General features: G+C 70.8%; 20 protein-coding genes and 2 pseudogenes. 14 read left to right on the forward strand and 8 right to left on the reverse strand.

Features of this window, described 5'->3' with window-relative positions; all coding sequences use genetic code 11:
* Positions 1-158 precede the first annotated feature (158 nt).
* Together ABT186_RS35365 and ABT186_RS35370 are read right to left on the reverse strand one after the other, a co-directional pair.
* Complete coding sequence (locus tag ABT186_RS35365; protein ID WP_351928537.1) at positions 159-650, reverse strand: YcxB family protein; 492 nt, start codon at positions 648-650, stop codon at positions 159-161.
* A gap of 219 nt (positions 651-869) precedes the next feature.
* On the reverse strand, positions 870-3833 hold the full coding sequence (locus tag ABT186_RS35370) for a lectin (protein ID WP_351928539.1): 2964 nt from the start codon (positions 3831-3833) through the stop codon (positions 870-872).
* Between the two features lie 488 nt (positions 3834-4321).
* Here ABT186_RS35370 and ABT186_RS35375 point away from each other — a divergent pair.
* From ABT186_RS35375 to ABT186_RS35385, 3 genes and pseudogenes are all read left to right on the forward strand, one after another.
* Positions 4322-4867, forward strand: a pseudogene (locus ABT186_RS35375) (RNA polymerase sigma factor); the annotation flags it as partial.
* A gap of 200 nt (positions 4868-5067) precedes the next feature.
* Complete coding sequence (locus ABT186_RS35380) at positions 5068-5445, forward strand: hypothetical protein (RefSeq protein ID WP_351928541.1); 378 nt, start codon at positions 5068-5070, stop codon at positions 5443-5445.
* Positions 5446-5462: 17 nt separating this feature from the next.
* Entirely contained in the window at positions 5463-6200 is a 738-nt protein-coding gene (locus tag ABT186_RS35385) for a hypothetical protein (RefSeq protein ID WP_351928543.1), read from the forward strand.
* A 153-nt stretch (positions 6201-6353) separates the two neighbouring features.
* Here ABT186_RS35385 and ABT186_RS35390 read toward each other — a convergent pair.
* Both ABT186_RS35390 and ABT186_RS35395 read right to left on the reverse strand, forming a co-directional pair.
* A pseudogene (locus ABT186_RS35390) lies at positions 6354-6419 on the reverse strand (hypothetical protein); the annotation flags it as partial.
* 29 nt (positions 6420-6448) lie between these two features.
* On the reverse strand, positions 6449-7222 hold the full coding sequence (locus ABT186_RS35395; protein WP_351928545.1) for a hypothetical protein: 774 nt from the start codon (positions 7220-7222) through the stop codon (positions 6449-6451).
* A gap of 210 nt (positions 7223-7432) precedes the next feature.
* Between ABT186_RS35395 and ABT186_RS35400 the strand changes: the two genes are divergently transcribed.
* The gene (locus ABT186_RS35400; RefSeq protein WP_351235948.1) at positions 7433-7684 is read left to right on the forward strand and encodes an NfeD C-terminal domain-containing protein; all 252 of its coding nucleotides are present in this window, start codon (positions 7433-7435) and stop codon (positions 7682-7684) included.
* 10 nt (positions 7685-7694) lie between these two features.
* Positions 7695-8882, forward strand: a complete 1188-nt coding sequence (locus ABT186_RS35405) for a flotillin family protein (RefSeq protein WP_351235950.1) — start codon at positions 7695-7697, stop codon at positions 8880-8882.
* A gap of 127 nt (positions 8883-9009) precedes the next feature.
* On the opposite strand, the gene ABT186_RS35410 is transcribed toward ABT186_RS35405, so the two are convergent.
* Genes ABT186_RS35410 through ABT186_RS35420 form a run of 3 tightly spaced genes read right to left on the reverse strand, consistent with a single transcriptional unit; the run spans position 9010 to position 10468 of the window.
* Positions 9010-9366 carry a hypothetical protein gene (locus ABT186_RS35410; protein ID WP_351235952.1) on the reverse strand — a complete coding sequence of 119 codons (357 nt, stop codon included), beginning with the start codon at positions 9364-9366 and terminating at the stop codon, positions 9010-9012.
* 57 nt (positions 9367-9423) lie between these two features.
* A complete protein-coding gene (locus tag ABT186_RS35415) occupies positions 9424-9810 on the reverse strand; it encodes a peptidoglycan-binding domain-containing protein (protein ID WP_351235954.1) in 387 nt (128 codons plus the stop codon).
* A 22-nt stretch (positions 9811-9832) separates the two neighbouring features.
* The gene (locus tag ABT186_RS35420; RefSeq protein ID WP_351235956.1) at positions 9833-10468 is read right to left on the reverse strand and encodes a hypothetical protein; all 636 of its coding nucleotides are present in this window, start codon (positions 10466-10468) and stop codon (positions 9833-9835) included.
* 286 nt (positions 10469-10754) lie between these two features.
* Between ABT186_RS35420 and ABT186_RS35425 the strand changes: the two genes are divergently transcribed.
* Together ABT186_RS35425 and ABT186_RS35430 are read left to right on the forward strand one after the other, a co-directional pair.
* A complete protein-coding gene (locus tag ABT186_RS35425; protein ID WP_351928547.1) occupies positions 10755-11507 on the forward strand; it encodes a helix-turn-helix domain-containing protein in 753 nt (250 codons plus the stop codon).
* Complete coding sequence (locus ABT186_RS35430) at positions 11504-12394, forward strand: helix-turn-helix domain-containing protein (RefSeq protein WP_351928549.1); 891 nt, start codon at positions 11504-11506, stop codon at positions 12392-12394. The genes ABT186_RS35425 and ABT186_RS35430 overlap by 4 nt, the downstream gene beginning before the upstream one ends.
* Positions 12395-12441: 47 nt before the next feature.
* On the opposite strand, the gene ABT186_RS35435 is transcribed toward ABT186_RS35430, so the two are convergent.
* Positions 12442-13677 (reverse strand): MptA/MptB family glycosyltransferase, encoded by a 1236-nt coding sequence (locus ABT186_RS35435; protein ID WP_502973427.1) that lies wholly within the window; start codon positions 13675-13677, stop codon positions 12442-12444.
* Here ABT186_RS35435 and ABT186_RS35440 point away from each other — a divergent pair.
* From ABT186_RS35440 to ABT186_RS35470, 7 genes are all read left to right on the forward strand, one after another.
* The gene (locus ABT186_RS35440) at positions 13565-13987 is read left to right on the forward strand and encodes a hypothetical protein (RefSeq protein WP_351228835.1); all 423 of its coding nucleotides are present in this window, start codon (positions 13565-13567) and stop codon (positions 13985-13987) included. The two genes, ABT186_RS35435 and ABT186_RS35440, sit on opposite strands and share 113 nt — an antisense overlap.
* 141 nt (positions 13988-14128) lie before the next feature.
* Positions 14129-15130 (forward strand): 3-oxoacyl-ACP synthase III family protein, encoded by a 1002-nt coding sequence (locus tag ABT186_RS35445; protein ID WP_351928551.1) that lies wholly within the window; start codon positions 14129-14131, stop codon positions 15128-15130.
* 3 nt (positions 15131-15133) lie between these two features.
* Positions 15134-16051, forward strand: coding sequence for a hypothetical protein (locus ABT186_RS35450; RefSeq protein ID WP_351928553.1), 918 nt, complete (start codon positions 15134-15136; stop codon positions 16049-16051).
* 10 nt (positions 16052-16061) lie between these two features.
* Positions 16062-18017, forward strand: a complete 1956-nt coding sequence (locus tag ABT186_RS35455) for a fatty acid CoA ligase family protein (RefSeq protein ID WP_351928555.1) — start codon at positions 16062-16064, stop codon at positions 18015-18017.
* Positions 18014-19069 carry an NAD-dependent epimerase/dehydratase family protein gene (locus ABT186_RS35460; RefSeq protein ID WP_351928557.1) on the forward strand — a complete coding sequence of 352 codons (1056 nt, stop codon included), beginning with the start codon at positions 18014-18016 and terminating at the stop codon, positions 19067-19069. Before ABT186_RS35455 ends, ABT186_RS35460 begins: the two co-directional genes overlap by 4 nt.
* 71 nt (positions 19070-19140) lie before the next feature.
* Positions 19141-22173, forward strand: a complete 3033-nt coding sequence (locus ABT186_RS35465) for a non-ribosomal peptide synthetase (RefSeq protein WP_351928559.1) — start codon at positions 19141-19143, stop codon at positions 22171-22173.
* A complete protein-coding gene (locus ABT186_RS35470; RefSeq protein WP_351928561.1) occupies positions 22170-22859 on the forward strand; it encodes a formyltransferase family protein in 690 nt (229 codons plus the stop codon). Before ABT186_RS35465 ends, ABT186_RS35470 begins: the two co-directional genes overlap by 4 nt.
* Positions 22860-22865: the final 6 nt, after the last annotated feature.

Below are 22865 nucleotides of genomic sequence, written 5' to 3' on the forward strand. Positions count from 1 at the left end.
GGCCTCCCCCCCCGCCCGCTCCCCCCCCCCCCCCACCCGCCCGCGGCGCCGTCCCGCCCCGCGGGGGGTGGGGGGGCGCGGCCCCCCCCCCCCCCCCCGACAAGGTGGGCGTCAGCTTTCGCGGTGCGTACGGTGGCCGTATGGCCGGGCCGTATGACCTACCGCCAGGATCGGGGGCTGTACCAGCGGATCTTCTGCGGAGGCAGCCGACGGGCGAAGAATTCGGCAAGCTCGACCTGCTGAGCGTCGTCGAGAGCCCGTTTCGGGACGAAGCTGGACGCTCCGCCGAGCTGCCGCAGGTACCAGAATCCAGAGCGCTGCCAGGCTTCGCGGTACGCGTTCCAGCCGATCTCGGCCTGGCTGACCGGTGTCCGCAAAGCGAAGGCCTCCTCGGTGACACGCACCGTCCACGGCTCAGTGAACAGTGCGGCGGATCTGCGAGCCGAGAGGCGGACGACCACCTCCAAGAACACGGGCAACCCCAGACCGACGTAGAAGAGCATCATCGCCGGACGGTCCGACAGCAGGCTGACCAGACCAGCCATGACCATCAGCGCACAGATGATCAACGTCCCTCGAACGGTGGGTGAGTTGCGTATCGCGCCGCGGTACTCACGGGTGGTCAGATGAAAGGTGGCGGAGATGTCCATGCGATGAGGCGCTTCCTTCGGAATCAGTCGAAAATGGCGCCAGGGTACCGGAGGTCGGCCAAGAAGCTGCACGGCATTCGCCGTCGGCCCTCATAGTCGTCGTGTGTCCTGACCCACGTCGCATGCAGCACGGGGCCGCGGGAAACCGCGGCCCCGTCCGCGTTCGGAAGCACACGCATCGGGATCCGCTCCAGAGCGATGGCCTCCGACCGGCTCGGGTCATCTCCGCATCGCCGCGGGGGCTCCGCCGGTGCCGAAGCCGATGGCGAAGACGTGCAGTCCTCCGGAGCCGACGTCCGAGGGCAGGCGCACACTGCTGACCGTCCTGCCCGCGGCCAGTGCCACCGGCGTCGTGGCGAACACGTACGTCTTGACGTTGTCGGACGAAGCACCGGCGTGGTTGCGGTAGGACGTGGTCACCGCGACTGTGTTGTCGGGGAGCGGCGCGGAGGCGCCGGCGTTCAGTGTCCAGTCGGAGAAGTGCACGGTGATCGACTGAGCTGTGCCGTCCGTGTAGGTGACGACGGCCGTACCGGAGGAGGGGCCGTTGTTGGCGGCACCCAGGAAGGAGATGCTGCCGGAGCCGGATGCCCGTGCGGTCTGGCCGTTCGCCTCGTAGTTGTCCGGTGTGGCAGGTGCCACGTCGGGCCAGGTGAACGAGGCCCCGTCAACGGTGATCCTCGATCCGCCAGTGACTCCCACGGCCGACAGGGCGTTCGCGGAGTAGCTGTTACCCGCGCCGTCGAAGTTGGCCGAGGAGGTCGCGGAGTCGCTGGACGTCCCGACGTCGGTGTAGGTGGGCGAACCCGGGTATGAGCGCGGTGCGGCGGAGGCGGCCGATGCCCAGGAAGTGTTGGCGGAGGTGCCGAGCGTGTAGGTGAGCGTGCCGCCGCCGAGGGCGTCGGCGGGGGCGTGTGCCTTGTTCCACGCCGTGCCGTTCCACGTGGCCGACTGGACGTACGGAGCGTCGTCCGCGGCGCCCGTGCCGTTGATCGTGAGGGTGCGGCCGGACGGGAGGGTGATCACCGCCTGGGTGAAGAGCGGGCTGCCCAGCGCCAGATCGGCGGTGCCGGGGGTCTCCGGATACATGCCGAGGGCGGACCACACGTACCACGAGCTCATCTCGCCCAGGTCGTCGTTGCCTGCCAGCCCGGACGGGCTGTCGGTCCAGATCTGGTCCTGGATCTGCCGGACGACCTTCTGCGTCCGGTACGGGCGGCCGATGTAGTCGTACTCCCAGGGGATGTTGAGGCTGGGCTCGTTGCCCAGGTCCGTGTAGCCGCTGCCGCCGGTCAGGGAGGACAGAACCGTGTCGAGATACCTGGCCATGGCCGTGTCGCCGCCCATGGCGGTGGCCAGTCCATGCAGGTTGAACGGCACCATCGGCGTGTACTGCCAGGAGTCCCCCTCGACGAAGTACTTGCCCGAGGTCGGCGAGAATCCCGAGGTCCACGTACCCGAGGCGTCGCGCGGCTGGATGAATCCGCTGCCGTAGTCGAACAGGTTCTGCCAGTCCTGCGCCCGGTCCGCGAACCGGTGCTGATCAGCGGTGTCGTGGAGGGCTCCGGCGAGAGCGGAGACGGCGAAGTCCGCCGAGTCGTACTCGAGCGTGGTGGAGGCCGCGCCGTAGAAGTTGCAGCAGCCGTACTTGCCGTTGCTGGGCAGCCGGCCCAGCTGCTCCAGATAGTTGAGCCCCGGTCGGTTGTTGTTGGTGTCGGTCGCCTCCGCGATCATGCCCTTGAGCGCGGTGGCGGTGTCGAAGTCCCTGGCGCCGAAGGCGTAGTAGTCGGCGATGATCTCGTCCGCGGGGTCGCCGACCATGACGTAGGTTTCGCCGTTGTTCTCCGACCACTTGGGGAACCGTCCGGTCTGGCGGTAGTCGTCGACCATCGACTGCGCGGTGTCGGAGGCGACACGCGGGGCGACGAGGGCTTCGAGCTGGGCCTGCGAGCGGTAGACGTCCCAGCCCGAGTAGTTGGCGTAGGCGGCGCCGTGACCCGGGTCGACGGTGTGCGCGGTGCCGTCGAAGCCGGGATACCGGCCGTTGCTGTCACTGATCACGTTCGGATGCAGCAGCGCGTGGTAGAGCGCTGTGTAGAAGACGGTCTGCCGGTCGGTCGTCCCGCCGGCGATCCGCACCCGGCCCAGCAGGGAGTTCCAGGTGCTGTACGCCGCGCCGCGTACCCCGGCGAAGTTCCAGTCTGCGTTCTCCGCCGTACGGTTGCCCACCGCGTCGGCGGCCGACACGTACGAGATACCGACCTTGGCCTGGACGACTCGGTGGCCGGTGGTGTCGAACGTGACATAGCCGTCGGAGCCGCTCGCCTGGGGCGTGAAGGTGTGTGCCGTACGGGGAACGGCACCGTGCAGCACCGGCTTGTTGGGCGCCTCGGGCGTGCTGGGCGGGACATTGGTCCTGGGCGTGGAGGGCGTGGCGGCGGCCGCTGCCGTACCGCTGTTGCTGAACGGCTGGTCGAAGACCATGTCGAAGTAGACGGTGTAGGCGTTGCCCTCGCCGCAGAAGTTGCCGCTGGTGACCTGGCCGCTCACTTCCCTGTCGTTCGCCACTTGGAACTGCGTGGCCGAGTCACCGTTCTGACTGGCTGCCAGTTTGAAGAGGAGATTCGCCTGGCTGGTGGACGGGAAGGTGAAGCGCGCCATGCCGCTGCGGGCGGTGACGGCCAACTCCGTCTTGACACCGTTGTCCAGCGACACCGTGTACGAACCGGGGGCGGCGGACTCGTTGGCGTGCGAGAAACCGACCGTGGCGCCCGTGTCGACCGCGCCGACGGTCGGCAGAACCGGGATGTCACCGGCGGCGCGGCAGCCCGGCCCGGCGATGTGGGTCAGGCCGAACCCTGTGATGGACGAGTCGTTGTACTCGTATCCACCGCCGTCCGGCCGGTGCGGGGTGGTGTCGGGGCTCCACTGGACCATCCCGAACGGCATGTCGGCGCCGGGGAAGTCGTCGGCGGCGTGCGAGGTGCCGATGAACGGGTTGACGAGTGAGGCGGGGTCGGTGACCAGTGCGGGCGCGGCGGTCCCGGCGAGCGCCGGGGCGGATGTGGCGGCCACCGCCAGGGCGGCGGCAGCCAGCATGGCCAGCGGGCGGAACTGCGGGCGGGCGCCGGGCAGGAACGAACCGAGTCCGTGCCGTCTGCTCAGTCTTGCCGGTCTTGCCATCGTGACCCTCCCCTTCGACGGGCAGGCTGATCGACCTGGACGAGGGAACTTCGCGCGTGCGCTTGACAACGTTGTCTCAACGTCCCTGCGCGCGTGGGGTCGTGCCCGGCCGCGGACGATGGCCGATGGTGCGAGGGGTGGTACGGAGCGAGCGGGGCGAGAGGCGACAGCGTGGTCAACAGTCCGTACTCCCAGGAACGTTGGACCCCCTACCCCCTGCTGTCAAGGACCCTGGGCAGTGTCACGCCACGTGCTGCAGGCGACCCCGGTTTCCTCGGACCTGTACCCGGGCGGAGCTCAAGTTGCCGCTCAGCCACCGCCGTTCGCCGTCGGAGAGCGCCTGCTGGGTCCGAGGCTCCCGACCGCACAGGGAAACCGTTTCGCTGATTTGTGTTTTCCGGGCGCACCGCAGGCCGTCTCCTGTGTATCGGAAAGGATGTGCGCCCGCGGAGGACGCGGATGCCGAGCAGGGAGCAGGGGAACGCGGAATGCGAGCTGCGGAGCGGGACGGGCGTGCCGACCGGGCGCTGGTGGCGGCGCAGAGCGGGGATCGACGAGCTCTCGACGAGTTGCTGGCCGGCTGTCTGCCACTGGTCTACAACATCGTCGGCCGCGCCCTGGACGGGCGCCAGGATGTGGACGATGCAGTTCAGGAGACGCTGATACGCGCGGTCGACCGCCTGGGCGATCTCCGTGATCCGTCCGCGTTCCGTGCGTGGCTGGTGGCGATCGCGATGCGGCAGGTGCGCGACCGGTGGCGGGTCCGTCAGGCTCAGCCGACGGCGTACGGTGAGGCCTTCGAGGCTTCGCTGGACGCCGCTGATCCGGGCGCCGACTTCGTCGATCTGACCATCCTGCAGCTTGAACTGTCCGGTCAGCGGCGGGAGACGGTGCCGGCCACACGATGGCTGGACGCGGACGACCGTGAGCTGCTGTCGCTGTGGTGGCTGGAGGCCGCAGGGGAGTTGAGCCGGGCGGAGCTGGTCGGGGCGCTGGGTCTGCAGGCCGGGCATGTCTCGGTGCGGGTGCAACGGCCGTTCGTTCTGCGGCATCCTCGCCGAGTGCGCGGCCGGCCTCACCGTCAGCTCGGGCAGGCGGCGGTGGCAGCTCGGCCGCGCGGGGGCTGACGATCTCGAAGATCAGCCTGCCCACCGCCTTCTCCTACCAGACTCCTGGCTACAACCAAGCCCCGGAGTGGACCCGTGTCGACACACAGGCCGCGCCGGACGGGTCGGTGCGGGTGGCCTGGCCGGCGGCCGACGGGGTCCATGTCACCACGCTGTCGGGTTCGTTGGAGCGTCACGGCCCCGACGTGGTGGTGCCCGGTGCCAAGGAGGTCGGCGGGCTGGTTGCGCATGACGACGGGTTCGCACTGCTGACCAGGGTTCCGGACAGCAACAAGTGGGGAGAGACGGCGGCCGCCCTGTTCCGCTACCGCAATGGCGCCCAGGCCTTCAGCACCAAGCTGACCGGTGCCGCGAGCAATGACACCGCACCGGTGCTGGACAGTCAGTTGAAGTGGAACGGGACCATGTACGGCGCGTACTTCGTCGTGCACGGTGCGGGCGGCTTCGCCGACGGGCACTACGGCGACAAGCTCGCCTATGTGTGAGCGCGTCCGGTGGGACCATGTCCGGCGGCTGGGGCTGGGGGTGCAGCCACAACGAGGGCATCGCCCTGTACCCGGAGGCATCCAGGCCCTTCACCTCGCTCTGCTTCGACGACTGGCGCTCCGGGCTGTTCGTCAGCACCGGGATCGGCGCGCCGGACGAGGCGCCGGTGGTGCAGCGGGAGCAGTGCTGGGCCGGTTACTGCGGCGGTACGTTCCCCGGGAACGCGGGCGATCTGGTGAAGTCCTCCTCGGGACGGTACGCGACGGCGTTCGCATCGCGCGGTGCCGCCTCGGCCGTCAAGAACAGCGCCGACAGCAGCGGGCGCGGCTGGTCGGTGACCGCGCGGACCGCCACTCACCAGGTGGCGGTCGCCTTCCTGAAGGACGGCTCGACCCCGGCGGGCAAACCGGTACTGCTGACCGACCAGCCGGGCACGGACCATGTGAACGTCCATATCGCCCCGTACGGGAAGGACCGACTGCTGGTCTCCTGGGAGAGCATCACCGGTGCGTCCTGCAAGGACGGCACCTGCACCGGACAGTTCTCCGGCACCCATCTGCGGGTGATCGACTGGTCCGGCAACACCGTGACTGCGGACCAGGTCGTGAACGCCCGGATCGCCGGCGACATCGCCGTCCTGCCTGACGGCAGCCTGGTGTGGGCCTTTGCCCGGGCCACCCCCGACTACAGCCGGCCGATGGGCGGGTCCTCGCCGACCACGACCACGCTGTCGATCGCCCGGCTGAGCCGCTGACGCGAGGCGAAGGCCGCCGGGAAGGTCCCTGGCCGGTGCCGGAGAAGGCAGCCGCGGGCCCTGCGGGGTAGGTGCCTGGTCGGTGGTCCACCAGGTGGCGACCTGGCTGCGGCAGACGAAGGCGAGCCTGGCCAGGATGTTCTGGACGTGGCCGTCGACCGTGCGCGCTGAGAGCGCGAGTGCGGAGGCGATCTGCCCGTTGCTCCTGCCCCGGGCCACCAGCGCGGCCGGCTCCCGCTCCCGGCGGGTCAGGGGGCTGGTGGGCAGGGCCGGGGCCGGGGCCGGTGCGGGGGCAGCCGGCGCAGCGGCGGTGTCGGTGCCGGTGCACGATGACCGCCTGCAGGCGCCCAGGGCACCTGCAGGCGGTCAGGGCGCAGGCGCCCGGGGCGCAGGCACTGGCCCGGGCGGGGGTGTCGTGGCGGGCACCCACGGCGAGCGCCTCGCGGTACCCGTCCGGCCCCAGGGGCGCGGGCAACTGCCTCCGCGCACCGCGTGTGGTCCGCGGCCAAATGCGGGCCGAACGCCGCGATGGTGGTGCCCGCGTCCCGCCGCAGGACGCCCACGGTTCCCAGCAGGCGCGCCGCCTGCCGCTGGTCGCCGTCGGCCGCGGTGGCCCAGGCCGGCAGTTCCACATTCGGCGCCACCCCGATGTGGCCGTTGACGCTTTGCCTGATCTCCGGTGCGGCCTGCGCGAGCGCCCACAGCACTTGTGCCTGCCCCCATCGGTCACCGTGCGCCTCCGTCATGGCGAGGGCCGACCTGCCGGTCTGTTCGGCGAGGTGGTCCCCCAGCCGGCTCTGGACAAGGGTCGGCTGGAAGAGCCCGAAGATCGCTTCGGGCTCCTGGCCCAGGCCCGTACGGGCATCGACGGCGGCCTCGTGGAGAGCACGGGCCTCTTCCAGCCGCCCCTGGAAGGCGGCGGACGTGCCCCGGAAGCTCCGGACGTGGGCGCGTACGGCCGGGAGGTCCAGGTGCTCGGCCGGCTGTCGGGCTTCGGTCTGCCAGGTGCCGGCGGCGGTCACTCGATGCAGCGCAGGCGTTGCACAGGGTGCGAGTGCCGGTGCGAGATGCCGCTGTGCCGGTGGAACACCGCGTGGAAGGCCGGGCTCGACCGCCGTGTAGGCGCCTGTCACGGGTGGGTCTATGGTCGGAATCACAGGACCAGAACGATCGGAATCACAGGACCAGAACGATCGGAATCACAGGACCAGAACGGTGGGAGGCAGTCGGCAATGGCACAGGACGAGGCCGTGATCGGCTGCACGGGGGAACTGCTCATCGGCACGCGTGGATCCGCCGGTCCCGGCGAGATCCTGGTGCGGGTCAGAGGCGGCTCCGAGACCTTCCTCGCCTGGTCGCAAGAGCCCCTGCCTACCGGGGCCACAGTGCTCGTGATCGATTCCCGTGGACGCCGTGAAGTGGACGTCATCGAGTGGAGCGATCCGTTGGACACGTTGCGCGGCGATGCCGCCGACGCCGGCTAAGGAGAAGAGGATGTTCGGTTACCGCGTTCCCGCCCCCGACGAGGCGATGCTGATCTCGGGAGGACGGCGGGGACTGGGGGGCGCGCCGTTCCGGGTGGTGACGGGGCACGGCAAGTTCGTGCTCCCCGTCTTCCGCAAGGTCCGCTTCCTCACCCTGTCGATGTGCGAGTCCGAGGTCACCGAGACCTGCGTGACCAGGCAGGGCATCGCGCTGCACGTCCGCGCCGTGATCGCGTTCAAGGTGGGCAACGACACCGAGAGCATCATCAACGCCGGGCAGCGGTTCCTCTCCGACCAGGAGCAGATGTCGGTCCTGACCGGCCGGATCTTCGCCGGCCATCTGCGCGCGATCATCGGCTCGATGACGGTCGAGGAGATCGTCACCGAGCGGCAGAAGCTCGCCGCCGAGGTGCTGGACACCTCGAAGACCGAGATGGCGAAGATCGGCCTGATCGTCGACTCGTTGCAGATCCAGTCGATCGACGACGGCGACACCGGCTACATCGACGCGATGTCCGCGCCGCACAAGGCGGCCATCCAGCGGCAGGCCCAGATCGCTCAGGCCCAGGCCAACCAGGCCGCGGCCGAGGCGGAGCAGGACGCGGCCCGCAAGCAGGCCGAGTACGCGCGGCAGACCGCGGTGGTGAAGGCCGAGTACTCGGCCGAGGTGGACCGCGCCCAGGCGCACGCCGCCCAGGCCGGACCGCTCGCCCAGGCGCACGCCCAGCAGGAGGTGCTCGCCGCCCAGACCGAGCTGGCGCAGCGCCAGGCCAAGCTGCGGCAGCAGCAGTTGGTGGCCGAGGTCGTCAAGCCCGCGGAGGCCGAGGCGGAGCGGGTCCGTATCCTCGCCATCGCCGAGGCGGAGCGCATGAAGATCCAGGCGGAGGCCGCGGCCTCGCACGACCGGGTCGCCCTCGACCGGATGCTGATCGACCAGCTCCCGCAGATCGTGAAGGAGGCCGCGGGGGGCCTCTCCGGTGCCAATGTCAACGTCCTGAACGGTGCGGACGGTCTCGGTGAGATCGCGGCCGGCCTGGTCGCCCAGGGCCTGACGATCCTGGACTCGGTCCGGCAGAACCTCAACGGCCAGAACAGCCAGGACGGCCAGAACACCGGCGGCCGACCCGAACAGGGCAACGGCCGGCTCGAACTGCAGAGTCGGCGTACGCCCAAGCAGGACACCGACGAGGAGAGGTAGTCGACGCCGGCTGCCGTGCGACGCTCCGCGAGCAGTGCGGAAGGTCAGGGCCTGAACAGGGGCCGGCCGTCTCGCGACGGCCGGCCCCTGTTTCCCCCCGTCCCCCCGGTCGTGAAGCGATGGGCTGTCAGCAGCTGGGGCTGTCCATGATCCGGATCTTGTCGACGGTGCCGATGGAGCGCAGATCGTTGCGCGAGTCACCCGGTCGCAGGCACCGCGTCTTGCCGTTGGTGAAGTGGAGCAGCACCCCGTCGTCGTTGCGCGTGTTCCAGGCCCCGGTGGCGTTCCTGCTGGAAGTCAGGGTCTGCCAGCCGGAGGTGATGTCGACGAAGGACCCGGTGCGTTCGTAGCCCTTGAAGAAGCACACCGCCGGGTAGGTGCACGCCCATTCGTCGGCGTGGGCGGCGGGGGCGGCCAGTGCGGCCAGTCCGACGGCCGTGAGCACGGCGGAGGTGGCCAGGCTCACGGATCGCTTGAGGTTCATCGTGTTCACGCCTTCCCTTGCCTGTCGTTCAGGGCACTGTCGGAGTGATGGCTGCCATCAGCAGCGGGCGTGGTAGTAGTAGGCGTCGTTCAGGCGGGCCCATGTCTTCTGGCCGATGACGCCGTCCCTGGCCAGCCCGCACTTCGCCTGGAACTTCTTGGTTGCGCTCTTCGTCGCGCTGCCGAAGGCTGCGTCGATCCTGAGGCCGGCGCCGATGACGTCGTTGAGTTCGCACTGGGCCTGTGCGACGGCTGGTCCCGAACTCCCGAACGAGATAGTCGGTCGGTCACCGTAGAAGTAGTCGCACGTGACGGTGGAACGGACGTCGGCCGCGGTGGCGGTGGCAGTGACAGCCCTCGACGGGGAAGCGGACAGAAGAGCACTGGCCAGTGCCAGTCCCACGGCGGCGGTGGTGGCTTTCGAGCGGTTGCTGATCACGTTCATGGCCTCCTTGGGGACACCGGGGTCAGTGCACGTAGAGCGTGCGGGGGTTGGGGTGGCCGGCCTGGAGATCCCGGAGTGCGCGGATGTCGGAGGGCTTGAGCTTTATGCAGCCGTTCGACTTGTAGTCGCTGTCGCCGTCCCACCGGTACGGCTCGGAGCTGCCGGCCCTGCCGTTGGGGAGCATCTCGCTGTGGACGAACAAATCGGTGCGCCACCGGCCGCTGTGGCATTTGTGGTCGCCGATGTACCAGGCGATGCCGTTGACACCATGGGGTCCCCCGTGGTGATGCGGGTCGAAGGCCTTGATGGTGTAGGTGCCGTTCGGCAGCCATCCGGCGTTGCTCGCGCAGGTGTCCTTGCTGCCGTTGCCCGAGCCCGCCCGCCAGCTGCCGAGGGTGTGGGTGCGGGGGTGGTCCGGGTCGGAGGCCTGCACATAGACGAAGTACAGACGTGAGTTCTGCGGATTCGACCCCTTCTTGAACTCCAGATAGCTGTAGTTGCCGGCCGCGGCCCGGGCCGTCGTGTGATCGGCGCTCGGCCGGGCCGCGGGAAGTTCCGTCGACCGGGCCTGCGCCTGCGCCTGTGGTACGGCCATCAGGCCGCCGCTCAACGCCGCTGCCGCCGCGTACAGCAGGAGGCGGCTCTTTCGTGTGGTCATGGATCTCCTGTCGAAGTGAACCCCGGACACGGCCGGCGGACGGACCGGTCGCGGGGTGGTGATCCGATCGTGCCGGGGGAGACGGGGCCGGAGACAGGACATGGGGGTACGACGGGCAAAGGCGGGACGCCAAGGCCCTGACCTGCGGTTCTTTGATGACCGCTGACGCATTTCTGGGACGCGGGTCGCCCGCTGATGACCGAAAACGGGCCCGGAAAAGCGCGTACCGGACCGGGGCTCGTGCGCCATCGTTGTGAAAGGGACCGCCGCATTCCAGGGGGACAGCATGGGACAGTGGAAGCCGTTGGCCGACGAACTCGAACCGGAAGTGCGCCGGTTGGTCGTCCGCCTACGGGAGCTCAAGGACCAGACGGGTGTCAGTACGGCGACTCTGGCGGCCAAGACCGCCTACAGCAGGTCGTCCTGGGAGCGGTATCTCAACGGCAGGGCGCTGCCACCGCGTCAGGCCGTCGAGGCCATGGGCAGGGTGTCCGGCGCCGACCCGGCACAGCTGCTGGCCCTGTGGGAACTGGCCGAGCACGCACGCTCGCAGGAACGGCCGGAAGTGAAACCGGAGGCCGAACCGCGGCACCAGGCCCCCGAACGCCTGGAAGACCAACGCCGTCCGAGCCGTTGGCGCCCGGTCGCGATCGCAGTCGTCACGGCCTCGACGCTGGCCGTGCTGGCCGTGGCAGGCTGGATGACCGCGCGTGACGACTCGGCATCCGCACCGTCCGGGCAGGAGCAGCAGACCCGCGCGGCCGTACGGCCCTCCGGCTTCGCCTGCCACTACACCCGGCAGAACGGCCGTCTCCTTGCGGGCCACAGTGCGTCCGATCCGCTCGTCGTGCTGAACAGCGGCGGCGAGCAGGTGGTCGAGGTGCAGTGTTTACTGGCCTACCACAGGCATTCCCCCGGCCGGATCGACGGTCTCTTCGGTGAGCACACGGAAAAGGCCGTCGAGGAACTCCAGCGCGTCGGTGGCGCTGCTGTCGACGGGAAGGTGGGCCCGCAGACCTGGGCCCTGCTGCGGGCGTGAGCGGCTCCGCCCGGCGGCCGCTCCCCTCGGACCTCGATCCGCAGACGGCCTATCTGGTGGGGGTGTTGAGGGAGCTCAAGGACCGTTCCGGACTCAGCCTGACCGCCCTGGCGGCCCGGACGCCGTACAGCAGGTCGTCATGGGACCGCTACCTGGGCGGGGCGAAATTGCCTCCCCGGGACGCGGTCGAAATGCTCGGTCGGCTCGCCGGCGAGCCGACCGAGAGGCTGGTGGCGCTGTGGGAGCAGGCCGAGGCCCGGTCGAGTGGGCGTGACGCCGAACCCGTGACCGGCGCGGGCACGCCGGCGAACCCCGCCCCGCAGGACACCGCCGCGCAGGCTCCTGTCTCCGGCCCCCGGGACCGTTCCGTGGCCACCCGCCGGATCCGTCTCGGGATGATCGTGGCGGCGGTCGTGGCCGCAGCGGTCTGGGCCTGCGTCCAGCTCTTCGGCCCGCCGCCGGACACCGCGCGGTCTGCCGGGACGGAGCCGTTCAAGCCGGTCCCGCTGACCGTCGGTTGCCGGGGTGCTCAGTGCGAGGGCCGGGAGGCGGGCGCGATGGCGTGTGACGTGGATGCGGCCTCGTACGCCGAACTGCGGATCGGCCCGAGCCAGGTGGAGCTCAGAATGAGCGCCAACTGCGCTGCCGCCTGGGCACGGATCACCCACTCCTCCGTCGGTGACCGAGTGAAGGTGCAGGATCGCGCCGACCGTGCCGAGACGGCCACCGTCATCGACGAGGCTTCAACCGATCGATTCGTCGTCACGCACATGCTCCCCGCCCGCTCACCCACCGAGGTGCGTGCCTGCTGGGAGCCCAGCGCGGGCGGCCACCACTGCACACCCTGGGGCCGGACGCCTCGTCCCACGGTGCGCAACGGGGGGTGAAAGGGACGTTCCTCGGTCCCCTGGCGGGGCCAGGGGACCGAGGGTTCTCACAACGTCCAGCCATGTCCCCCACTGTTGTGGGACAGGGCCAGCACGCCGGTGGTCACGGTGAGGTACTGGGTGAGGCGGCCCTGGTGGAACAAGGCTGCCAATGCCCAGGCCAGAGCCGTGTACCAGGGCATCGTCCACGGTGCTGTGAGGACCCAGGCGAAGGTGAGCGCGAACGGTACGGCGACGACGGCGGGAGTGTTCGCCGGGACGCGGCGGTGGAATGCCCACGCCAGCGCGAGCATCAGGACCGGCCACAGGACACTGGTGGCGGCCTCGGTCGTACGACGGCCCAGGTACTCCGTGCCGAACTGGTCGAACACCGCCCACAACGAGGGTGTGGAGACCAGTTGTGAGGCCGTGGAGAGCGGGACGAGGGCGTGCAGGCCGTAAACGCCGTAGAGGACGGCCAGTGTCAGCGTGGCCGCGCAGGTCACCCGGGCCGCCCGTTGCCAGGCGCCCGAACGCAGCAACGGCCAGGCCAGTCCGACGCCGAGCAGGGCGGTACTGATCTTTACACCGCAGGCCAGGCCGACGAGCCCTCCGGCGACCAGGTCGTGGTGCCGTCGGGCGGCCCGGCTGACGAGGTGGATGGCGCAGACGGCCAGGCACGCGACGAGGGTGTCCATATGCCCGCCCGCGACCAGCACGCCGATCAGGAGCGGGTTGGCGATCCACAGCAGGCCCGCCCGGACCGGATCGTCGGCGGTGCGTATCAGCAGGTAGCCGGTGCCCACGAACGCGGCCGCGTTGGCCAGCATCAGCGCCCATATCGTCAGCCACGGCCGGTCACCGCCGACGAACGCACCGGCGGCCTGCCACCACGTCGCGACCGGCCCGTACACGGACGGGGTGTTCCGCCACCCCTCGCTCACCAGATGGGCGTAGGCGCCTCCCAGCTCGGCGGGCGTCGTCACATACGGATCACCGCCGAGCGCTGCGATACGGCCGTACGCGGCGTAGCTGGCCATGTCGGAGGAGCCGACCGGGGTGAGATTGGCGACGACGAGCACCGCGAGCGCACCGGCGCGGAACAGCAGCCGCGAGTGGGGACTCCAGCCCCGCCTGTGTGCGTTGAGCATGAGGAGTGTTCCAAGACACGACAGCACGATGGCCGTGTAGGTGACCGCCGAGGAGACGGTGCCGGACATGGCCGGCAAGCGCAGCCAGGTGATCGGTGTCCTGAGCGTGTTGTGGTTGGGCGCGCTCGCGCCGACCAGCCCGAACAGCGCGATGCCCGCCCCGGATATCCAGACGGCTGTGAGGGGCCGCGGCTGCGTGACGACCATCGGCGCCCGCGAGAGAGCCGTCCGGATACGACTCGCTGAACGCAGAGCCCACTCTTCGTTTTCGGTCGTCAAGGTAACTCTCTGGGGTCGCTGTCGGGTCTCGTTCGTCCGGCGCCGAAGCCAGTCGAAGGTACCGCAGGCGCAAACCGGCACGGATCACCGTGCGCTGCAGCTGGCCCGACTCGATCACACCTGGCGCGTCGCGCACCACCCCTGGAAGCGGCTTGATTTCGCCCTTGGATTCCTCATTCAGTGATCGTCATCACCACTGGTTACGCAAGGTTACGTGCCGTGCCTCACCTATTGTCAGGTTCACGTACACGAAAGAGGAACGAAGATGACACCCCCCACCCGAAGCAGCCGTCTGGAAGCATTAGGCGCTTTCCTGCCCCCCACTGTGCTGTCCACCCCGGATCTCGTCGCCCGGGTCACCGGCGTCCCGGAGCTCGACCTTCAAGGGATCACCGGGGTGGCGGAACGCCGGGTCTACGACGCGCGGCCGGAGGCCCAGGAGGATTCGTTCGGGCTCGCGCTCAAGGCCGCCCGCGACTGCCTGGAGAAGTCCCGGTACGACGCGGCGGATCTGGACGTGATCATCAACGCGTCGATCACACGCTTCAAGGACGGGTCGGACTTCTGTTTCGAGCCGTCCTTCGCCGGGCAGCTGGCGGCCGAACTCGGCGCCCGCTCGGCCATTCACTTCGACATATCCAACGCCTGCGCCGGGATGATGACTGGGGTGTACCTGCTGGACCGCATGGTCCGGGCCGGGATCGTGCGCACCGGCATGGTGGTGAGCGGCGAGCAGAACACCCGGGTCGCCGAGACGGCGGCGGCGGAGATCACCGACTCCTACGACCCGCAGTTCGCGTCGCTCTCGGTGGGGGACGCCGCGGTCGCGGTGATCGTCGATGAGTCGCAGGACGAGGCGGACCGGATCCACTACGTGGACCTCATGACCTGCTCCGAGTACTCCCACCTGTGCCTGGGCATGCCGAGCGACAGGACCGAGGGCATAGCCCTCTACACGGACAACAAGCAGATGCACAAGCGGGACCGGCTGCGGCTGTGGCCCACGTTCCACGGAGATCTGCTGGCGAAGCACGGCCGCACCTTCGCGGACGAGGGTTTCGACTACATCGTCCAGCACCAGGTGGGCACGCGGTTCGTGGAGTACGTCAACGCCATGGGCGCGGCCGAGTTCGATGCGCCCATGCCGCAGTCGCTTTCCGTGGTCGAGGAGTTCGGCAACACATCCTCCAACTCGCACTTCCTGGTGCTGCGCGAGCATCTGAGGGCGGGAACAGCGCTCCAGGGCCGTAAGTACCTGCTGGTGCCCGCCGCTTCCGGCGTCGTCACCGGGGCCCTGTCCGCCACGATCTCCAACCTGGGTGTGTGACCGATGAGCATGGTTGTCAAGGCCGCCAGGACCGTCCGGCCGCTCCCGTCCGACGATGCCGCTTCCGCCGTCGAGCTGGCCTCCCGGGCGGCGCGGGACTGCCTGGCGGAAGCCGGGCTCTCGCCCGACTCGGTGGGCGTACTGATCAACGTCGGCGTCTACCGGGAGTCCAACACCTTCGAACCCGCCATCGCCGCGCTGGTCCAGAAGGAGGTGGGCATCAATCTCGACTACCTCGCGAGCCCGATGCCCGTCGCCGGGTTCTCCTTCGACCTGATGAACGGCGCCTGCGGAGTCCTGAACGCCGTTCAGGTCGCCCACGCGCTGCTGGAGACAGGCTCCACCGAGCGGGTGCTGATCACCGCGGCCGACGCACATCCCGGCGGACGTGCGGCGGACGACGACGCCTACCCCTACGCCGACCTCGGCGGGGCACTGCTGCTGGAACGCGCCGCCGAGCCCGGATGCGGGTTCGGTCCCGTCCATCTGCGGAGCGGGGACGGCCCGGTGGGCACCCGGGGCTATCTGAACACCGCGGCCATGGGGACCGGGGGCCGCGGCATGATCACCGTCGAGCGGGACACCGACCGGGTGGAGACGCTGCTCGGCCTGGCAGCCGACGCCGTGGACGAGTACGCCGCCACGGAGCGGCTCGATCTGGACCGCACCCTGCTGCTGTGCACCAGGGCCGCGCCCGACTTCGCCGACCGGCTCGCGAGCCGCCTGGGCCTGGACCCCGGGTCGGTTCTCGCGCCCGCGGCGGAGGGGGCGGACGGCGAACCGCACACCGCCGCCCCGATCGTCGGATACCTGCGAGCCCGGCACAGCAGTCTGCCCGAGGGCAAGGACCAGCTGCTGCTCGTCACTGCCGGAGCGGGGCCGAGCGCCGCCTGCGTGAGCTACCGGCCGCAGGACCGGTGACCCCGGCCCGATGACTGCTCTGAACGGTTCCACCGAGGGCCTCGCCACCCTGCTGGAGCGCAACGCTCGCCTCTTCCCCTCGAAGACGGCGATCATCCACCCGGACGGCAGTGAGCCGGACGGCAGGATCCGCTACCGGGAACTGACCTACGGCGTGCTCCAGGAGCAGGTCGAAGGCCTCGCGGCCGGGCTGGCGCACATCGGCATCACCAAGGGCACCCGTACGGTGCTGATGGCGGCGCCCGGCCCCGACCTGTTCGCGCTCGCCTTCGCGCTGTTCCGGCTCGGCGCGGTTCCGGTCGTGGTCGACCCGGGCATGGGCGTGCGACGGATGCTCCACTGCTACCGGGCGGTGGGCGCCGAAGCCTTCATAGGGCCGCCGGTCGCCCACGCGGTGCGGGTGCTCAGCCGCCGTACCTTCGCCCGTATCCGGATCAAAGTGACGCTGGGACGCCGCTGGTTCTGGGGCGGCCACACCCTGGAGAAGCTGCGCGGCACCGCGCCCGGAGGCGACAGCAACCACGTCGGCGGCGACGACCTGATGATGATCGGGTTCACCACCGGTTCCACCGGTCCGGCCAAGGGCGTGGAGTTCACCCACCGGATGGGCGTCGCCATGGCCCGAGAGCTGCAGTCCGCGCACGACCGTGGCCGCGACGACGTATCCCTGATCACCCTGCCGCTGTTCGGCATGTTCGATCTGGTCTTCGGCTCCACCCTGGTCCTCGCCCCGGTGGCGCCGTCCAGGGTCGCCGACGCCGAGCCGGGCCCGCTGGTGGACGCGCTGGCCCGCTTCGACGTCACCACCATGTTCGCCTCGCCCGCCCTGCTGCGCGCCCTCGGCGAACACCTGACGCAGCGGCCCGCCGAACTGCCCGCGCTCCGCTGCGTGGTCTCGGGAGGCGCGCCCGTACCTGCCGACGTGGTGGCCGCACTCCGCGCAGTGCTCGACGAGAAGGCCCAGGTTCATGTGACCTACGGGGCCACGGAGGTACTGCCCATCTCCTCCCTGGAGTCCGCCGAGATCCTCGAGGAGACGGCGGCCCGCAGCGCCCTCGGCCTGGGTACCTGTGTGGGTCGCCGGCTCGCCGGTCTCGACCTGCGGACCATCGCGGTGACCGACGATCCGCTGCCCGGTTTCGAGGCCGCCCGGGTTCTGCCGGCCGGGCAGGTCGGCGAGATCGTCGTGGCCGGGGACTCGGTGAGCCCGGGCTACCACCGCGACCCGGCCGCGGACGCACTGCACAAGATCCGCGAGCGCCGGGGAGACGGCGAGCCGGAGCGTGTCTGGCACCGCACCGGCGACCTCGGCTACCTGGACGCGGACGGGCGGCTGTGGTTCTGCGGGCGCAGGTCCCAGCGGGTGCGCACGGCGGACGAGGACCTGTACACCGTGTGCTGCGAGGGCGTGTTCAACGCCCACCCCCTGGTACGGCGCAGCGCACTGGTGGGCGTCGGGCAGCGGCCCGTGGTCTGTGTGGAGACCGAACCGGGCGTCGACGAGGATCAGTGGCGGGCGATGCAGGGCGAGTTGCACACCCTGGCCGACAGCAGCCGGGCGACGACAGGACTGCGGGACTTCCTGCGCCATCCCGGTTTCCCGGTCGACGTCCGTCACAACGCCAAGATCAACCGCGAGGAACTGGCCCGCTGGGCCGGACGCCGGCTCGCCCCGGGCCCGGGGCGGCACGGATGGCAGGCACGTGCCCTGCGCGCGATACCGCTGGCGGGCTGGGCCTATCTGCTCTACGGCACCGTCCGCCCGTTCGGCGCCGTACCGCTGGCGGCGGTGTGGTGGATCGACGCGTTCCTGAGCATCGTCGTGCATGCCGCCCAGATCCCCAAGGCCCTGCCCCGGGGCAGGGCGGCCGGCCGCTCCACCGCCATGACGGTCTGGCTCACCATGGTCTACGGGGCCACCTGGTGGCGGCAGTTGCCGGCGGTCCCGACGGGGGCGACGCCATGAAAGTCCTGGTCACCGGGGCGTCCGGCTTTCTCGGCGGCCACCTTGTGGACGCCTGCGTCCGCGAGGGCCACCACGTGAGAGCGCTCGTACGCCCCACCAGCGACGTGGCCCGGCTGCGCACCGTCCCGGGTGTGGAACTGGTCCACGGGGATCTGGGCGACGCCGAGGCCCTGCGACGGGCCTCCGAAGGGGTTGACGTCGTCTTCCACAGCGCGGCCAGGGCCGCCGACCACGGCACCCGCGCCCAGTTCTGGGACGCCAACGTCGCCGGAACCCAGCGGCTGCTCGACGCCGCCTCCGGGGCGGGCGTTGCACGGTTCGTGTTCGTCAGCAGCCCCAGCGCCCTGATGCGCAAGGACGAGGGCGACCGTCTCGGCATCGACGAGACCACCCCCTACCCGGACCGCTGGCTGAACCTGTACTCCGAGACCAAGGCCGTGGCCGAGCAACGCGTACGGGCCGCGAACCGGCCCGGGTTCACCACGTGCGCGCTGCGCCCGCGCGGCATCTGGGGGCCGCGCGACCACTCCGGCTTCCTGCCCAAGCTGCTCGCACGGATGCTGGACGGACGGCTGCCCGACCTCTCCGGCGGCAAGCGGGTGCTGGTGTCGCTGTGTCACTGCGACAACGCGGTGGACGCCTGTCTGCTCGCCGCCGCGGCCCCCGCGGAACGCGTCGGCGGCAACGCGTACTTCGTCGCGGACGCGGAGCGGACCGACCTGTGGGCCTTCCTCGCCCGCGTCGCCGGGATCTTCGGGGGCCGACCGCCCACTCGTCGTGTCCCCGTGCCGGTCAGGGACGCCCTCGTGGAGGTGGCAGAGCTGCTGTGGCGGCTGCCCCCGCTCGCGGCCAGAAGAGAGCCCCCGCTGAGCAGGTACTCGATGGCCCTGCTCACCCGTTCCGCGACCTACGACACCGGGGCGGCGGAGCGGGACTTCGGCTACGTACCGCGGATGAGCCAGGAGGCGGGACTGCGGCAGCTGGCCGACTGGGCCGCGTCGATCGGCGGGGTGGAGGAATTCGTGCGCTCGGTGCGCCGGGGGGCGACATGAGCACTGTCCGACGCGCGGAGCGCGAGATGCGAAGGGCTTCCGGAAGGGATATGCGAGAGCGGATCGATGAGGTGACCACGAGGCCCGAGGGCACGGACCACCGGGAGCGCTTCCGGCGTCCGGTGTCCCCCAACGAGTGGCTCTACCTGGCGTTCGAACGGCGCGAGGGGGCGCCGTTCGTCATCCAGCTGGTCGTCGAGGGCCGCGGCACCATCGAGCCCGGCACGTTGCGGCGAGCCGTCGCCGAGGCGTCCCGGGCGTGCCCCGGAGCGCGCCTGGCGCTGGCCGGCCGGACCTGGGTGGACAGCGGCCGGGCTCCGGCCGTCAGGGAGGTGACGGATCTCGGCCAGGGACTGCTCGCGCCGCTCGAACCCCGCACGGGCCGCAGCTGCGAGGTGGTTGTCGCGGCGGGGGAGCCGACCACGCTCGTGTTCCGCGCGCACCACGCGGTCATGGACGGCCGTGGCCTGCTCTGCTGGGCCCTCGACGTCTTCCGCGCCCTGCGCGGCGAGGAGCTCGTCGGCGCGGCCTCCCCCCTGTACGACCTCGCCCTCCTGGACGAGCTGACCGGCACCGGTGCCGCGCGCCGCAGACGGCGGCAGCAGGCCAACTGGCCCTCCCCGCTCGGCGGGATGCGCCGCACGGGCGCTCCTTCGCCGGCCTCCCCGCGCGCCGGAGCCCACTGGGCCCGGCGCACCCTCGACGGCGTCCATCACGACCTGGTGGCGAAGATCGCCGCGGCCGTCACCGATGCCTCAGGCGCCGCCGCGCGTGTGATGGTTCCGGTGGATCTGCGCAGGCACCGCCCCGGTCTGCGGGCGAGTGGCAATCTCACCCTGCCGGTCTTTCTGGAAGGCGGGCCGGGCCAGGGCTGGTCCGAGTGGCGGGAGAAGCTCCTCGGGGCACTCCTCGCCGACGAGGAACTGGCCGCCGGTGAGGAACGGCATGCGCTGCGGCTGCCGCGGGGCGCGCTGCACCTCCTCGGCAGCACCGCGGGCGCCGCCTTCTCCGCGCTCGGCCGCTTTCCCTGCACGGCTCTGGTCAGCCATCTCGGCCGCATCGAGCCGGAGGCCGTGCACGCACCGGGCTTCGAGGCGGACACGGTGTACTCCCTGCCGGTCCAGGTGCCGCTCGTCCCCGTCTCGTTCACGACGCTCGAATTCGGCCGCCACACACAGCTGGTGGTGTCGGCGGGAGAGGGCCAGGACACCGCCGACGCCGAGGCGCTGCTGGACGCGGTCTGCGAGACCCTGTCGCCCGCCCGGGACCGCCGGGTCGGCGGGGGCCGGGCACGACAGTCGCAGGCCCCCGCCACCCTGACCTCGATGCTGCGGGACCAGGTCGGGCGGACCCCGGACGCGGTGGCGCTGACAGGTCCGGAAGGCCCGGTGAGCTACCTCGGACTCGACCGGCGTTCCGACGCGGTCGCGGCAGAGCTGCGTGCCCGGGGTATCGGGCCCGGGGCAGTCGTCGGGCTGCTCACCGACCGCACCCCGGCGGCCATCGCCGGTCTGTGGGGGGTGCTCAAGGCAGGCGCGGCGTATCTGCCGCTGGATCCCGGGCACCCGCCGGCCCGGATCGCCGCCCTGCTGGCCGATTCGGGCGCTGCCATCTGCCTGGTGAGTGAGGCGCACGAGGCCCTGCCCGGTGACGGCATCCCGGTTCTCGCACTGGACGGGCTGCCGGTCGAAGGGGCCGAACCCGCGGGCGAGATCGCGGCGCCCGACTCCGTCGCCTACGTGATCTACACCTCCGGTTCCACCGGCGTGCCCAAGGGGGTGCAGGTCGAGCACCGCGCGCTGGTGGCGTACGCGAGGTGGGCGGGGGAGCGCTACGGGATCGACGCGACGTCCCGCTTCGCCCTCTTCACCTCACTCGCCTTCGACCTCACCGGCACGGCGATCTTCCTCCCGCTGCTGGCCGGGGGCAGCATCGCTCTCGTACCCGGGGAAGTCGGCCACCGCACCCTCACGGAGCTGCTGACCCGCTCCGGTGCGAACGCCCTCAAACTCACCCCGGCCCACCTCGATCTGCTCACGTCCCTCGGTGCCGAGCCCGATGGCTTCCGGTCCCTGGTGGTCGGCGGCGAGCAACTGCGCGGACCCGCGGCCGCGCGGGCACAGCGTCTGTTCGGACCCGGCTGCCGGATCTTCAACGAGTACGGCCCCACCGAGGCGACCATCGGCTGCGTCGTCCACACCTTCGACCCGGAGACGGACGGCGACCGGGCCGCCGTACCCATCGGTCTGCCGGTCGACGGCACCGAGGCCGTCCTGCTGGACGGGGACGGCCGGCCGGTCGGCCCCGGCGAGACCGGCGAACTCCATCTGACCGGTGCTCAGCTCGCTCGCGGCTACCTCGGCCGGCCCGAGCTCGACCACGAGCGGTTCGTCCGCCTCGCCGACGGCGCCCGTGCCTACCGCACCGGCGACCTCGCCACACTTGCCGGACACGGCGCCCTCGAGTTCCTCGGACGCACCGACGACCAGCTGTCCATCAGGGGGTTCCGGATCGAACCCGGGGAGGTCGAGGCCGTTCTGGAACGGCATCCCCAGGTGACCCGCGCGGTCGCCGCCGCGCGCCCCGGTCCCGCGGGCGAACCACTGCTCTGTGCCTGGGTGACGGTCACCGGCGGCAGCCGCCCCGAGCCGGAGGCGCTGCGCGATCAGGCGGCACGGCTGCTGCCGTCCCATCTCGTCCCCACGGCCGTCCGCGTCGTGGACACCTTCCCGCTGACCGTCAACGGCAAGATCGACCAGGCGGCCCTCCCGTCACCCTTCGAGGAGGACCGGCCGCCCCGGGAGCCCACCTCCCCGGCAGCGGACGGCGACCCGCTCACGACCGCCGTGGCGGCGGTCTGGTCGCGTGTCCTGGGCGCCGCGGACCGCTCCATCGGGCCCGGCGACGCGTTCCACCAACTGGGCGGCGACTCGCTGACGCTGCTGCTGATGCTGAGTGAGGTCGCTGCCGAACTGGTCCACGAGGAGGGGCAGCAGGCCTTCCAGACGGCGGTGCACGGCCTGCTGCGCAATGTCACCGTCGAGCGGGTGTGCGCCGCCGTCCGCACCGCCAACGCAGGACACAACCCCGGAGCCACCACATGATCTTCGTCGGCCGGGGCGCGCTCCTCCAGCGCGCCGTCGACTACACCCTCACCGTCGGCCACCGCGTCGATCTCGTGTGCTCGGACGATCCCGCCGACGCCACGACGGCACCCTTCCTGCACACCACCGACATCAATGCCCACGAGGAGCGTCTCCGCAAGGAGTGCACGGACGGGATCGTCTGGTCCATCAACAACCTGATGCTCTTCCGCGCACCGCTGCTGGAGTCCGGCCTGCGCATCTACAACATCCACAACGGCCTTCTGCCCCAGCACCGCGGACTGTCCTCCGTGGCCGTCCTCTTCGCGATCCTCCACGGCCACACCGAGTACGGCGCCACGCTGCACGAGGTCGACCACGGCATCGACACCGGACGGGTCCTGGCGGAGCAGCGGTTCACCATCGGCACGGACGCCCGGTACCACCAGGTGCTGCTGCGCGGGGTGCAGAACTGCCACCAACTCTTCGAACGCAGCCTTTCCGCAGTGGTCGCCGGATCGCTGCCGTCCACCGGCACCGCTCTTCCCGGCCCGGACTCCGACCCGCCTTCGGGCTACTACGGTCTGCGCGCGCTGGGCGATCTGGCTCGCTACACCGGCGACCCCGCCTACGCCCGTGCCACGGATCTGGGAGTCACCGCCGCGTTCGTCCCGGAGGTGGCGGCCGCGATCGCTCGGACCGGTTGAGCGAAC

It is taken from the genome of Streptomyces sp. NPDC001634 (assembly GCF_040298185.1).
Classification (GTDB): domain Bacteria; phylum Actinomycetota; class Actinomycetes; order Streptomycetales; family Streptomycetaceae; genus Streptomyces.

Coding starts and splice junctions, on each gene's coding strand:
- ABT186_RS35425 (WP_351928547.1), top strand. CDS start 10,755: ATGGGACAGTGGAAGCCGTTGGCCGACGAACTCGAACCGGAAGTGCGC.
- ABT186_RS35450 (WP_351928553.1), top strand. CDS start 15,134: ATGAGCATGGTTGTCAAGGCCGCCAGGACCGTCCGGCCGCTCCCGTCC.
- ABT186_RS35420 (WP_351235956.1), bottom strand. CDS start 10,468: ATGACCACACGAAAGAGCCGCCTCCTGCTGTACGCGGCGGCAGCGGCG.
- ABT186_RS35460 (WP_351928557.1), top strand. CDS start 18,014: ATGAAAGTCCTGGTCACCGGGGCGTCCGGCTTTCTCGGCGGCCACCTT.
- ABT186_RS35370 (WP_351928539.1), bottom strand. CDS start 3,833: ATGGCAAGACCGGCAAGACTGAGCAGACGGCACGGACTCGGTTCGTTC.
- ABT186_RS35405 (WP_351235950.1), top strand. CDS start 7,695: ATGTTCGGTTACCGCGTTCCCGCCCCCGACGAGGCGATGCTGATCTCG.
- ABT186_RS35365 (WP_351928537.1), bottom strand. CDS start 650: ATGGACATCTCCGCCACCTTTCATCTGACCACCCGTGAGTACCGCGGC.
- ABT186_RS35410 (WP_351235952.1), bottom strand. CDS start 9,366: ATGAACCTCAAGCGATCCGTGAGCCTGGCCACCTCCGCCGTGCTCACG.
- ABT186_RS35470 (WP_351928561.1), top strand. CDS start 22,170: ATGATCTTCGTCGGCCGGGGCGCGCTCCTCCAGCGCGCCGTCGACTAC.
- ABT186_RS35400 (WP_351235948.1), top strand. CDS start 7,433: ATGGCACAGGACGAGGCCGTGATCGGCTGCACGGGGGAACTGCTCATC.
- ABT186_RS35415 (WP_351235954.1), bottom strand. CDS start 9,810: ATGAACGTGATCAGCAACCGCTCGAAAGCCACCACCGCCGCCGTGGGA.
- ABT186_RS35385 (WP_351928543.1), top strand. CDS start 5,463: ATGTCCGGCGGCTGGGGCTGGGGGTGCAGCCACAACGAGGGCATCGCC.
- ABT186_RS35455 (WP_351928555.1), top strand. CDS start 16,062: ATGACTGCTCTGAACGGTTCCACCGAGGGCCTCGCCACCCTGCTGGAG.